General features: G+C 53.0%; 8 protein-coding genes. 1 reads left to right on the top strand and 7 read right to left on the bottom strand.

Features of this window, described 5'->3' with window-relative positions; genetic code table 11:
- Positions 1 to 195 precede the first annotated feature (195 nt).
- Both QWI17_RS08150 and QWI17_RS08145 read right to left on the bottom strand, forming a co-directional pair.
- Positions 196 to 483: a hypothetical protein gene (locus QWI17_RS08150; protein ID WP_302722022.1), complete on the bottom strand. Its 288-nt coding sequence runs from the start codon at positions 481 to 483 to the stop codon at positions 196 to 198.
- Between the two features lie 433 nt (positions 484 to 916).
- Positions 917 to 3778 carry a valine--tRNA ligase gene (locus tag QWI17_RS08145; RefSeq protein ID WP_302722021.1) on the bottom strand — a complete coding sequence of 954 codons (2862 nt, stop codon included), beginning with the start codon at positions 3776 to 3778 and terminating at the stop codon, positions 917 to 919.
- 229 nt (positions 3779 to 4007) lie between these two features.
- Between QWI17_RS08145 and QWI17_RS08140 the strand changes: the two genes are divergently transcribed.
- Positions 4008 to 7046, top strand: coding sequence for a hypothetical protein (locus QWI17_RS08140; protein ID WP_302722020.1), 3039 nt, complete (start codon positions 4008 to 4010; stop codon positions 7044 to 7046).
- 67 nt (positions 7047 to 7113) lie between these two features.
- On the opposite strand, the gene dapD is transcribed toward QWI17_RS08140, so the two are convergent.
- From dapD to QWI17_RS08115, 5 genes are all read right to left on the bottom strand, one after another.
- The gene (dapD, locus tag QWI17_RS08135) at positions 7114 to 8148 is read right to left on the bottom strand and encodes a 2,3,4,5-tetrahydropyridine-2,6-dicarboxylate N-succinyltransferase (protein WP_302722019.1); all 1035 of its coding nucleotides are present in this window, start codon (positions 8146 to 8148) and stop codon (positions 7114 to 7116) included.
- A gap of 21 nt (positions 8149 to 8169) precedes the next feature.
- Positions 8170 to 8520 (bottom strand): ArsC family reductase, encoded by a 351-nt coding sequence (locus QWI17_RS08130; RefSeq protein WP_302722018.1) that lies wholly within the window; start codon positions 8518 to 8520, stop codon positions 8170 to 8172.
- Positions 8521 to 8639: 119 nt separating this feature from the next.
- Positions 8640 to 9311 (bottom strand): endonuclease III, encoded by a 672-nt coding sequence (nth, locus tag QWI17_RS08125; protein WP_302722017.1) that lies wholly within the window; start codon positions 9309 to 9311, stop codon positions 8640 to 8642.
- Positions 9312 to 9323: 12 nt separating this feature from the next.
- Positions 9324 to 10520 (bottom strand): succinyldiaminopimelate transaminase, encoded by a 1197-nt coding sequence (gene dapC / locus QWI17_RS08120; RefSeq protein ID WP_302722016.1) that lies wholly within the window; start codon positions 10518 to 10520, stop codon positions 9324 to 9326.
- A gap of 27 nt (positions 10521 to 10547) precedes the next feature.
- The gene (locus QWI17_RS08115; RefSeq protein ID WP_302722015.1) at positions 10548 to 13247 is read right to left on the bottom strand and encodes a [protein-PII] uridylyltransferase; all 2700 of its coding nucleotides are present in this window, start codon (positions 13245 to 13247) and stop codon (positions 10548 to 10550) included.
- Positions 13248 to 13250: the final 3 nt, after the last annotated feature.

The following is a 13250-nucleotide window of genomic DNA, read 5'->3' as shown; positions in this document are numbered from 1 at the left end:
TAAATTGACTATTACAGCGCTACAATTCCGTACCCCGTACCCCGTACCCCGTACCCCGTACCCCGTACCCCGTACCCCGTACCCCGTACCCCGTACCCCGTACCCCAAATTCCAGCCAAAAAAAAGCCCCGCAAAAGCGGGGCAAAAACTTAGAGCTTTACAACACGACAGGGCTGGAGCGCGAGGCTCCTACTACTAACTGTTCAGTTTTTTGAATTCGCGGATGGTCTTATTGAACGCATCGGCGTAATCACGCAATTCGTCTTCGGTTTTACGGGCGTCAGCAGAGCTCAGCTTCGCGCAAGACAGGTAGTCTTCGGTGGCGCGAACGTAGGCTTTCACCTCGTTGTTGGTTTTCACCATTTGCGCGGTAACCGCTGTGGTCGGATCGGGGATCGCTGGCTTGTTTTGTGGCATTTCACAGGCCAAAGCAGGTACAGAGGTCAGGGCAACAATTGCAGCTACAAACAGTGATTTCTTCATGGCGATAGTCCGTCTTCATCAGTGGCTGCCAGTGGTCTTGTGAACATTGGGCAGCAAGTTAATCTGGTTAATTGTTCAACAAGTGTGATGAACTTCTCAAACATGGAGCGCATTCTGCCACCGAAAACTGCACTTGAAAATAGCTGTAACTAATCATTTTGCTATGGATTTGATGAAAAACTGAACAAATGGTTATTTCCATGGGGAATAAGGGAGGTAATTGCATATTTCCCGATGGACTTATGACGTTTGGCTATCGGCAGGGCGCTGGGGAGCTTAAACGACAAATTTGTGACGCTTGCTGATGTGCCTTGTTGTGTCTTGTGGGAGCGATTTGAAGGGGAGGGCGGGTGCGGTATATTGCCGAAATAAATCGGCGGGTATAAAAAAGCCAGGGTAACCCCTGGCTTTTTTTGCGGTGCTCTGCCGATGACTAATCGGCGATTGCTTCAATGGCTTTGAGTTGCTCGGACAGCGCCTCAATACTGCTGGTGTAATCGGCGAGCTTGGCTTTCTCCTTATCAACCACGGCGGCGGGCGCCTTGTCGACGAAATTGGCATTGCCCAGTTTGCCGGCAATGCGGCCTTTTTCCTTGTGTAAGCGCTCCAGCTCTTTATTAAGGCGAGCCTTTTCGGCGTCTACGTCAATAAGGCCGGCCATAGGTACCAGTATTTCCAGCTTGCCCACCAGAGCGGTTGCCGCCAGAGGGGCCTCGTCGCCACTGTTGAGCCAGGTAATACTCTCCAAATTGGCAAGCTTTTGCAGAAACACCCGGTTGGCTTCGAGGCGGGCTTGGTCTTCGCTGTTGCCTTGCTGCATATAGAGCGGTATGGCCTTGCCTGGGGCGATGTTCATTTCGCCGCGAATATTGCGCACTCCGACAATAACCCCCTTGAGCCACTCGATATCGGCAATGGCCTCGGCGTCGACTAATCTCTGGTCGCTTTCAGGGTAGGGCGCGAGCATGATGGTCTCGCCACTCTGACCGGCCAGAGTTTTAATACGCTGCCAGATTTCTTCGGTAATAAACGGAATCAGCGGGTGCGCCATGCGCAAGCTGGTTTCCAGTACGCGAATCAAGGTTCGGCGAGTGCCGCGCTTTTGTTCGGCGCTGGCGTTTTCATCCCACAGAACGGGTTTGGAAAGTTCCAGGTACCAGTCGCAGTACTCGTTCCAGAAAAACTCGTAGAAGGCTTGCGTGGCCAAATCCAAACGATAGGTATTGAGCGCTTCGCGCATGTTGGCTTCGGCCTGTTGCTGGCGACCGATAATCCAGCGGTCGGCCAGTGACAACTCGTAGTTGTCGCTACCGTCTTGCCCGCAGTCTTCGGCTTCGGTGTTTTGTAAAACAAAACGGGTGGCGTTCCACATTTTATTGCAGAAGTTGCGGTAACCTTCAACGCGGCCCATATCGAACTTGATATCGCGACCGGTAGAGGCCAGCGAGCAGAACGTCATACGCAGGGCATCGGTACCGTAGGCTTCAATGCCTGCGGGAAATTCTTTGCGGGTTTGCTTTTCAATTTTAGGCGCGTCTTTCGGGCGCATTAAGCCCTTAGTGCGTTTCGCGACCAGGTTTTCTAAATCAATACCGTCAATGATATCCAATGGGTCAAGTACGTTACCCTTGGATTTACTCATTTTCTGGCCTTGCGCGTCGCGTACCAAGCCGTGAACGTAAACGGTTTTAAACGGAATCTGGCCCTGGCCGTTTTCATCTTTTACCAGATGCATGGTCATCATAATCATGCGCGCTACCCAGAAGAAGATAATGTCGAAGCCGGTTACCAGTAGGTCGGTGGGGTGGAATTTTTTCAAAAACTCGGTCTGTTCTGGCCAGCCGAGCGTTGAGAACGTCCACAGGCCCGAGCTGAACCAGGTATCCAGTACATCGTCGTCTTGCTTGAGGTTAACCGTCTCGCCCAGATTGTGCTTGGCGCGCACCTCGGCTTCATCGCGGCCGACGTAAACCTTGCCGCTGTCGTCGTACCAGGCGGGAATACGGTGCCCCCACCAGAGCTGGCGAGAAATACACCAGTCCTGAATGTCGCGCATCCAGGAGAAATACATGTTCTCGTATTGCTTGGGCACAAATTGTATGTCGCCATCTTCCACCGCCTTAATGGCCGGCTCTGCCAAAGGCTTGGTGCTTACGTACCACTGGTCGGTAAGCCACGGCTCAATAACAACACCGGAGCGGTCACCGCGCGGTACTTTAAGGGCGTGGTCGTCAATTTTATCCAGCAATTCTTGTGCGTCTAAGTCGGCAACGATTTGCTTGCGCGCAACATAGCGGTCGAGGCCGGCGTAGGCTTCGGGTAAGCGGGTGTCCAGATCGTCACGCAGCGAACCGTCAATATGAAAAACTTGCGCTTGCGCCAGAATATGCGCGGAGTGATCCAGCACATTGATCAGGGCCATGTTGTGGCGCTTGCCCACTTCGTAATCGTTAAAGTCGTGGGCTGGGGTGATCTTCACACAGCCGGTACCAAACTCGCGTTCAACATACTCGTCGGCGACGATCGGGATGCGTCGTCCGACTAAAGGCAAAAGAATCTCTTTGCCGACCAGTGCCTGATAGCGTTCGTCTTCGGGGTGCACGGCAACGGCGGTATCGCCCAGCATGGTTTCCGGGCGAGTGGTGGCAACCACCAGATAATTTTTACCTTCAGAGGTGGTGGCGCCGTCGGCCAGTGGGTAGCGCAGATGCCAAAGGTGACCTTTCTCATCGTGGTTTTCCACTTCCACATCGGAAATGGCGGTGTGCAATTTTGGGTCCCAGTTAACGAGACGTTTACCGCGGTATATCAGACCGTCGTCGTACAGGCGCACAAATGCTTCTTTTACCGCGTCGGACAGGCCATCGTCCATGGTGAAGCGCTCGCGCGACCAGTCCAGCGATGAGCCCAGGCGGCGCAGCTGGCGAGTAATATTACCGCCAGACTCTTCTTTCCATTGCCAAACGCGCTCCAGAAACTTTTCCCGGCCCAGGTCGTGACGGTTTATATTTTCTGCAGCGAGCTGGCGCTCCACGACCATTTGGGTGGCGATACCGGCGTGGTCGGTGCCCATCTGCCACAAGGTGTCATCGCCCTGCATGCGGTGGTAGCGGACCATGGCATCCATGACGGCATTGTTGAATCCGTGTCCCATGTGCAGGTTACCTGTCACATTCGGTGGAGGAATCATAATGCAGTAAGGTTGTTCGCCCCCTTGGGGTTTGAAGTAACCTTTTTCTTCCCAAGTTTTATACCATTCAGATTCAATGGCTTGGGGCTGGTACGTTTTATCCATGGACTTTCTGACCTGTGCCTAAAAGATGATAACGAAATAAGAGCGCGATTATACCGAGTTTGGGCGGCCAAGTAGAGGGCTGTGATTTGTCGTTTATCGCAGGCGTGTTCGCAACCGGCCGATGGCTTGCAATCCTGGGCCGATTACGTAAAAGTGACTGGCGAGCAGGCTATTGAATGTGTTGGCAATGGCGCGAATATAGCAACGGTTATCAATAGGGGAAGGGGACATGCGTAAGCTGGTATTCAGGGGTGTGCTGGCGAAGGGCTTTGATAAGCCGCAAGCCGTGGCAAATTTAGCCAAATTGCTGAAACTTGATGAAGCGCAGGTTGAGGCAAAGTTGTTTCCCGCTAAGGCGGTAACCCTCAAGCGCGTGAGTACCGAAGCCGATGCTAATAAATGGCAGCGTGCCTTTGCCCAAGCAGGTGCCGTGCTCGACATCGTGCCCGACGAGCCGGGCATGGTTGAAGCTAAGGGCGATCCTGCCACCGCGGCCCAACCAGAGTCGAAATCGCCTTCTGACTCGCCTTCAGGAGGTACAACGGCCTATCCAGAAGCACCCGCACAGGCGTCGCCCCAAACTGACGCGAGCTCTCCTCAACCCGAGCCATCGAAAGTCCGCCAGAAGTCTCGCAAGGGCTTTTATATTGGCCTGGGCTTTGCCGCCAACCTGGTGATCGGCGGCATTATTATCGCCCTGTGGTTTACCCGGCCGCTGTGGCAAATCGGTGAGCTGAGTGCGGGCGATCAAGCTCTGGGAACCGCCATGGTCACCGAAGACAGCTTTGCGATTGCGCGTGTAGATGTGCGGCGAGTCAACGCACTGGAGGGATTGTCCGGCGATCGGGTCGACCTGAACTCGCTGCCTGTCGGGGACGGGCTATTAGATTCGCTGGCGCGCGCCGGGCTTAACGTGCGCGCGGACGTGGATATGCTTTGGCTGGCAGGCTACGTCGCCGATGACAAGCCGGGCAGCGTGTTGCTGGCCAGTGGTCGTTTTGATGCCGAGCGTTTGCAAGCCTGGCTAGCAGAGCGCTACGAGGTGGAGCAGTCGCTCAGTGACGGCGCGGTGTTTCGAATGGTGGACGCGGCAAGCTGTGAAAAGGGTGAGTTAATCCGGGCTTTTGTGTCGGAAAATCTCGTCGTGGTCGGTGATGTAGAGCGCGTTGCTCTCGTACTTGAGCGAATTGCGCAGAATACCCCGGTCAGCGAACGGGTTAAGCACTGGTTTGCCGTGAGCGAATCGCAATTGGTATCCGCTGCGATCTTTGCGCCAGAGAACATCGGTCATTCCGTGTCAGGCTTGGCGGGTATGATGCTGGGCGGTATGGGCGAGGCCGCTTCCGCCGCCGACGGCGTGTACCTGGGAGTGGAGTCGGTGGTATTGCCACCGGGGGTGGAGTTTCAGTTGTTGCTCGAAAGTGTCAACCGGGACTTTCTTGATCAGGCCAAGACGTCGTTTGATGAGCGCTTAGCGGATATGCGCGCTACGGCCGAGGCCAATTATCCGGAAACGTTGAAATTCTACGACAGGCTTAGCGTAAGGCGAACCGAAGGTGGTTTGCAGGCAGCGGTGCGCTTTGATAAAAACTTGCGTACGGAAGTTTCTCAGTGGGTCAATTCAATGTTCAGCGGCAGCATTTCGGCTGGCGGTAGCGGGCCCGCCGAGGTTGCCGAAGAGATTGATGATAATCCACCGGTATATGCGCAAACTTCCATGCATTCACTTAAACTAAACGACAGCAGCGCAGCACAATCCGATCCGTTCTTTTATTTCAGCACCAGCGCAGGCCCCTTTCAGTTAGGTGTGCAATCGCTCGAGGTTAACGCAGAGCAGCAAGTGATGATAAATCTTGAAAGTCGCGGCTATGACTTACCGAATTTACCCAGTCGCGGTGCAGCGGCGACGATGGTGCTGACGGATATTGTAGACACTCAAGGCAACAGCTTATTACTCGTTGTTGAATGCGGAACAGATACAAACCGGGAGGCGGTTGATATTGGCCAGGCGATTTCCTACAGCAACTATGTAGACGGTGAATCGGTAAGTGGAATGCGAGTTAACGCAAAGGCGACCTACGTGTTGCGACCTTACGCGAGCGCGAGCGATGTGGACCAGCTGCGCGGTTATATCGAATACCCACTGACTCTGGATGTAGAAACGATTAACTTGCAGCAGCCTCTGGCAGGTCAGACCATTGAACGGGACGGTTTTAGTCTGCGCTTTACCCAGGCGGGCCCCAATGCCATCAGTTATCAATATCAGGGTGAACCGGGCAAATTATTACACGTTGCCGCGCTAAACAGTGCAGGCCAGCCACTGGAAAGTGGTGGTGCGATGTGGGGTGGTGCATTTTTCGGTCAGGGACAGACTGCTAATGTCGATATTAAAGGTGAAGTTGCTTCTGTGAATGTAATTTTGGCAAAACAAGTTCAACATGAGCGTTACGAATTTGTAGTGGATAGTATTATTCCTGAGCCGGACAGTGACACTGATTACAGCTTCGCCAGAGAGCCGATAGAGTGGTCGCAGAAGAGCTGGCAAAATATTTATACCGGGAATGCGCCCGAGGTAACTTATGGGTGGAATAAACCGATTGCTGAAAATGATATTGGCCCAATGCGCCTGGCGGTTTACGAGGCCTCAAGTAGCCAACATTTTGGCACACGCTTTACCGGCGAATTGTTTTTGGAATTCAATCTTCCCATCACCAGTTTATTGAGTTCGGGTCAGTTTGTCGTTGAATCTCTGGTGACAGGCTCCGGAGAGAATATCGACACCGAAATATCGTCTGCGCTGTCTTTTGCGTTGGATGGCGGTATGTGGATGAACGGTGTTTATCAAAAAGATGAGGATAGCAGCTGGGTAAAAGCAAGGGTTGACTGGCGCGATCGCGAGCTAAAGCCCGATGCGTTGCAAGAGCTTGTTGGTTATGTGATGTTAAGTTTGCCTGTGAGTACCGAACAGCAGAGCATGCCATTCCAGTTAGGCGACGGTTGGCGCGGTAGTGACCTCGAGCTTACCCTCAGCAAGCTTGAGGCGGGTGCAGCGTATCTATCTTACGCGGGCGATTTGTCATCGGTGGTCGCCATTGAGGGGCTAAAAGATGGGGAGTCGGTCACAGATGCGGCCGAGTTTCATTCTATGTTTGGAGAGTCTTCTATCAAGTTGCCCTTAAAGGCGATGCCTGATGAACTGTTGTTAACGCTTGTGACTGAATCAAATCAGCAGCGTTTTCCGTTTCGATTGTCGATGCCGGCTGAATAGTCGGTCTATAGCGAGAAAAATAAAAACCGGCCATCTGGCCGGTTTTTATTGCGTTGACCAAAAATACTCATGCGTTTTTATGCAGCTCTTCGTTCAGCTGTACGGTGGACTTGTTCGTAAGGCACTCAATGCGGCCGTTGTTGGAATTGCGACGGAATAATAAATCAGATTTGTTGGCAAGGTCGCGCGCCTTTACCACTTCTACGTCGGCACCCTTGTCATCGAGCAATGTGACCTTTGTGCCTGCGGTAATGTACAGGCCAGATTCAATGGTGCAGCGGTCGCCCAGCGGGATGCCGGTACCGGCATTGGCGCCTAACAAGCATTCTTTACCTACGCTGATAATAATGTTGCCGCCGCCTGACAGAGTGCCCATGGTGGAACTGCCGCCACCTAAGTCTGACCCGGACTCAACAAATACGCCTGCAGAGATACGCCCTTCAATCATGCCCGGCCCCGCGGTGCCGGCGTTAAAATTAACAAAGCCTTCGTGCATGATGGTGGTGCCTTCGCCCAGGTAAGCGCCAAGACGCACGCGCGCAGTGTGGGCAATGCGAACGCCAGCTGGCACGACGTAGTTAGTCATTTTGGGGAATTTGTCCACGCAGGCAACGTCCAGCAGTTCACCGTTTAGGCGGGCCTCCAGTTGGCGCTCTGGCAGCTCGTCTAAGTCGATGGCCCCCTGGTTGGTCCAGGCAACGTTCTTCAGTGCGCCAAATAGGCCGTTGAGGTTAGTGCCGTGAGGCTTAACCATGCGATGGGAAATAAGGTGCAGCTTGAGGAAACCTTCGGGCACATTAGTGGGCGCGTCGTCGTTGGCAAGAATAGTCGCTACCAGTGGACGTTCACTGGTGGCCAGCTTTGCGGCGACGGCGGCCTGCTCGGTGTTACCTGCCTTGCTAAGGGCGGTGGCCAGAGTGTCGGCTTGGGCACTGTCGAGCGCGATGGTTTGGTTGCCCGCTTGCGCGCCGAGCGCTTCAATAATAGCGGCGCCAGTGGCGGCATCTGGGTTGAGCAGTGGGGCTGGGTAAAAAACTTCTAGCCATTCACCTTTGCTGTTTTGGGTGCCGACGCCGAGTCCGACGCTGTATAAGTCAGTCATGGGAAATCCTGTTGCTTACTATTAAAAGAGAGTGTGATAGTGCTCGGCCTTAAAGCCAATATGCACATTACCGTTGCATTCAAGCACCGGTCGTTTAATTAATGTTGGGTTGTTCAGCAGTATCGCGGTAGCACTGTCGGCCTGTAATGCTTGCGCTTTTTCAATGTCATTGAGGCCTTTCCAGGTAGTGGAGCGCTTGTTGATCAGAGTGTCGGTGCCAACCGCCGCCAACCAACCTTGCACTTGCCGTTCGCTAAGTCCATCGGATCGCAGGTCGTGAAAGTGATAGGCGACGTCGGCCTGGTCCAGCCATTTACGGGCTTTTTTCACGGTGTCACAGTTTTTAATGCCGTAGAGTGTTACCTCACTCATAGCGTACTCCTCTCACGATCGCGCAGTGCTGATCTTGCATTTCAAAATGGGCGGCTATTCTAACACGAGCTGCGGCGCCTCTGAATATTTAGCTGGCTACCAGTGTCGGCCAGTGTTGCCTAAGGCTTATGAACTTTTTTGGCGTGCTTGCGGGTCGGGTAGCAGGTTCGGCAAATAGGGCAGACGCGTCCATCACAACCGCGTGCTGTGCAGTACTCGCGGCCATAAAAAATTATTTGCAGGTGTAACTTATTCCAATGGTTTTCGGCGAACAGGCGCTTGAGATCCCTCTCGGTTTGCACGACGTTTTTACCATTGGTCAGCCCCCAGCGTTGGGCCAGGCGATGAATATGGGTATCCACCGGAAAGGCCGGCACGCCAAATGCTTGCGCCATCACCACGCTGGCGGTTTTGTGGCCAACCCCGGGTAGGCTCTCTAGTGCGGCCATATCAGCCGGCACCTGACCACCGTATTCATTGACCAGGCGTTGTGACAGCACCGATATGGCTTTTGATTTTTGTGGCGATAATCCACACGGGCGAATGACAGCCTGGATTTCCTCGACGGGTACTTTGGCCATGTCATAGGGATTGTCGGCAACTTGCCACAGCGCGGGGGTAATTTGGTTTACTCGTTCATCCGTGCACTGCGCCGAAAGGAGTACAGCCACCAGTAGGCTGTATGCGTCGAAGTGATCCAGTGGCACAGGCGTCTCCGGGTACAGCTCATCCAGGGTTTGTTGTATGTAGCTGACGCGCTCAGCTTTGCTGAGATTTTTTAACTCGCTCATAAGGGCTCGCCGTTATAGGGATTGCACGCATTGACGGATACGGCGCGCCGCCTCTATGCACTCGGCCTCAGTGGCGACGAGTGCCATGCGGACATAGTTTGCGCCGGGGTTGATGCCATCTGCCTCGCGCGATAAATAAGCCCCTGGCAATACGGTCACGTTTTGGTCGGCGAAAAGTTTTTGTGCAAAGGCTTCACCACTGATGGGCAGTTTAGGCCAAAGGTAGAAGCCGGCCTCGGGTCTACTGACCTCAAGGCAGCCGTTGAGCTCGTTCAGTACCGCGTCGAACTTGCGTCGATAGGCGTCGCGGTTTGCCAGTACATGCGCCTCGTCATTCCAGGCCGCCACACTGGCCAATTGGTTGGGTACTGGCATGGCGCATCCGTGGTAGGTTCGGTACTGCAAAAACGAACTCAGTAAGCTGGCGTCGCCGGCGACAAATCCAGAGCGCAATCCGGGTAGGTTAGATCGTTTCGACAGGCTGTGGAAAACCACACAGCGGGAAAAATCATTTCTTCCCATGGCCTTTGCCGCCTGTAACAAGCCCGGCGGGGGCGTATCCTCGTTCTGGTACAGCTCGCTGTAGCATTCGTCTGAAGCAATAACGAAATCAAACTGATCGGCGAGTTGGATTAATTGTTGAAACTGCTCTGTACTAATCACCGCGCCTGTGGGATTGCCCGGAGTGCAAATATAAAGCAACTGACAATCGCGCCAAACGCTGTCGGGAACGCTGTCGAAATCGGGAATAAACTGATTGTCCGCTGTGCAGTTTAAAAAGTGAGGTTTTGCGCCGGCCAAAAATGCGGCACCTTCGTATATTTGATAAAACGGATTGGGACTGACCACCAGTGGATTGTTTTGCGTGCGATCGACCACAGCCTGCGCAAAAGCAAACAGCGCCTCGCGGGTACCGTTTACCGGGAGAACTTGCTGCTCGGCACATAAAGGCATACTCAGTTCAAAGCGCTTTGTGGCCCAGCGCGCTATAGCTTCGCGTAACTCCGGCATACCTTTGGTGGCCGGGTAGTTGGCAAAGCGCTGCAGGTTATCCTTAAAGGATTGCAAAACAAACGCTGGGGGCTCGTGTTTGGGCTCGCCAATAGAAAGGGCAATATGCTCGAGCTGTGACGGTGGTGTAACCCCCTCTTTTAGCTTCGCCAATTTTTCGAAGGGGTAGGGGTGCAACTGCTGTAAATCTGGGTTCATGGTGTTTCTTTCAACTGTTCAAGTCGGTTAGTAACCCGCTGTTTGATCAACCCGATCATCCAGTTGGCGACAGATTTCTTTTTGCAAACGCTGGCACAATTCAGGGTCCGCCAGCGGTTGATCCTGGTTGTCGGTAATGTAAAAAATATCCTCGACGCGCTCACCTAAGGTGGCAATTTTGGCGTTTTGCAAGTGCAGATCAAACTCCATAAAGATTCGACTGATGCAGGCGAGTAGGCCGGGTCGGTCGGGACTGATAACTTCAAGCAGTGTGTAGCCGCTGGCGATATCGTTGCGGATAATCGTCCGTGTCGGCATGGTGAAATGTTTGAGTCGGCGCGGTGTACGGCGCGAGTTGGTTTTTTGTTCGTCGTCCATTTGCGCCAGTTCAGACATCAGTGTTTTGTGAATGCGCTGCAGTACGGCCGGGTCTGTGCCTAGGGGTTCGCCATCCTGGTTTAACACAAAAAATGTATCGAGTGTAAACCCAGATTTCGAACTGTAAATGCGAGCATCCTGAACGCTTAAGTTCAATTGATCGAGCGCCGCGGCCATAGTGACAAAAACTTTATCGCGGCCTTTACCGCGAACAAAGATTTGCGTGGCGCCTTCGAGCTCGCGGCTCGAGGTTTCCTGAATTAAAATCAAGGGCTTGCTGGAATCCTCTTGCTGAATAATGGCCTCGGTATGCCAGGCAATGTCCTGCACGCTTTCGCGCAAGAAATAGTCCTCATCGACATCTTCCCAAACCGAGCGACACTGCTGGGCGTTGATGTTGTGCCGGCTCAGGCGTGAAATGGCGCCTTCCTGGGTTTCTTCAATCCAGTCTTGTTTGTCAATTGGGTTTTCTAAGCCACGGCGCAGGGCGCGTTTGGTTTCCAGGTACAAGGTGCGCATTAGGCTGGCGCGCCAGGTGTTCCAGAGGTCGGGGTTAGTGGCGTTAATGTCGGCAACGGTCAGCGCGTAAAGGTAATCCAAATGAACTTGATCGCCGACAATTAGTGCAAAGTTATGAATAACATCCGGGTCGGAAATGTCCTGTTTTTGCGATACCGCCGACATTAAAAGATGCTTTTCAACAAGCCAACTTATAAGTCGGGTTTCCCGGGGCGACAGGTTATGGCGCTCGCCAAAATCTTGCGCGTCAACGGCGCCGAGTTCCGAGTGGTCGCCGCCACGGCCCTTGGCAATATCGTGATAAAGTCCGGCTATTAATACCGTTTCTACCTTGGGCAGTCGGCGCATTACATGCCAGGCTACAGGGTAGTCTTCTTTGGCTTGCGGCTGTAAAAAGTTACAGAGATTTTGCACCAGCAGTAATGTGTGTGCATCCACTGTGTAAATATGGAAAAGATCGTGTTGCATCTGTCCGGTGACTCGGCCAAATTCGGGTAGGTACAAACCCAGAACGCCGTAGCGCGTCATGCGTTTGAGTATTTCCACCAAGTCGCTGGGGTAGCTGAACAGTTGTAAGAACAGTTGTTGGTTTTCCGGGTCTTTGCGAAAGCGCTTGTCGATTAGATGTCGGCCTTCGCGCATCAGACGAATTGTAGAGGCGCGCACGCCTTTAATCTCTGGGTGTTGTGCCATCAACACAAAAATTTCCAGCAGGGCTGAAGGTGACTCTTCAAAGACATAAATGTGCGTGACTTCAATGTAGTCGTCGCGCCGCTGGAAACGCTCGTTTATCGGCGTAACCGTTTTCTTGACGCCGCGCTGCAAAATAGCTTCGTACAAAAATTGCAGAAGAACATCGTTGAGCTCACGCAGGGACATAACCAAGCGGTAATACTTATGCATAAATTGCTCGACCGCCAGGCTTTCGTCGTTGTCTTTGTAGCCAAATAAACTGGCGAGCTGACGCTGATGGTCGAACAAAAGTCGTTCTTCCGGGCGCCCCGCGACCATGTGTAGGCCGTAGCGAACGCGCCATAGAAACTCTTCGCCATTTTGTAAAAGGGTAAACTCTTCCTCGGTGAAGAATCCTTTGCCGTCGAGTTGCTTCAGTGTGCGCACCTCAAAATAACGTTTGGCAACCCAGGCGATCATTTGAATGTCGCGCAAGCCACCGGGCGCATTTTTTATATTTGGTTCCAGGTTGTATTCACTGTTTTTATACTTTTGGTGGCGCGCGGTTTGCTCTTCAAATTTGGCAATGAAAAACTTATCAGCAGGCCATAAATTGCGTTCGGTGCTGATGGTTTCCAATTCCACTCGCATGTTGGCGTCGCCCACCAGCGTGCGCGATTCCATTAAGTTTGTGGCAACGGTAATATCTTCCTCGGCAATTTTAAGGCACTGGGCAATAGTGCGAACACTGTGACCAATTTCAAGGCCGATATCCCACAGCAAGGTAAGAAACCGTTCGAGGTTATCTTTACACTGGCTTTCGATTTTTTCGTCAAGCAGGATGAGTAGATCAATGTCGGAATGTGGGTGCAGCTCGCAGCGTCCGTAACCGCCTACCGCTTCCAGGCTAATGCCTTCTGGCCATTCAAATTGATGCCACGCGTAGTGCAGTATGCAATCGACGAAAAGGGCGCGCTCGTGAATCAGCGCTCGAATGTCTTCGCCTTCTTTAAAGCGTACATCGAACTGCGCGTTGGCGGCAGTGATGGCGTCTTTAAAAACGCCAATCACCGGTTGGCTGGCAAGCGCCTTGCGGAATCGGCTTTGATCAAAGAAAAAGAGGGGGCGAGTAAAGTAGGGCAGGCTCTCAGCGGCCATGAA

This window comes from Gilvimarinus gilvus, assembly GCF_030518155.1.
GTDB classification, from domain to species: domain Bacteria; phylum Pseudomonadota; class Gammaproteobacteria; order Pseudomonadales; family Cellvibrionaceae; genus Gilvimarinus; species Gilvimarinus gilvus.
This window is presented reverse-complemented; position numbering and strand designations above follow the sequence as displayed.

Excerpts from the sequence above, each read along its gene's own strand:
- QWI17_RS08145 (WP_302722021.1), bottom strand. The coding sequence starts at position 3,778 with ATGGATAAAACGTACCAGCCCCAAGCCATTGAATCTGAATGGTATAAA.
- nth (WP_302722017.1), bottom strand. The coding sequence starts at position 9,311 with ATGAGCGAGTTAAAAAATCTCAGCAAAGCTGAGCGCGTCAGCTACATA.
- dapD (WP_302722019.1), bottom strand. The coding sequence starts at position 8,148 with ATGACTGACTTATACAGCGTCGGACTCGGCGTCGGCACCCAAAACAGC.
- QWI17_RS08130 (WP_302722018.1), bottom strand. The coding sequence starts at position 8,520 with ATGAGTGAGGTAACACTCTACGGCATTAAAAACTGTGACACCGTGAAA.
- QWI17_RS08140 (WP_302722020.1), top strand. The coding sequence starts at position 4,008 with ATGCGTAAGCTGGTATTCAGGGGTGTGCTGGCGAAGGGCTTTGATAAG.
- QWI17_RS08115 (WP_302722015.1), bottom strand. The coding sequence starts at position 13,247 with ATGGCCGCTGAGAGCCTGCCCTACTTTACTCGCCCCCTCTTTTTCTTT.
- QWI17_RS08150 (WP_302722022.1), bottom strand. The coding sequence starts at position 483 with ATGAAGAAATCACTGTTTGTAGCTGCAATTGTTGCCCTGACCTCTGTA.
- dapC (WP_302722016.1), bottom strand. The coding sequence starts at position 10,520 with ATGAACCCAGATTTACAGCAGTTGCACCCCTACCCCTTCGAAAAATTG.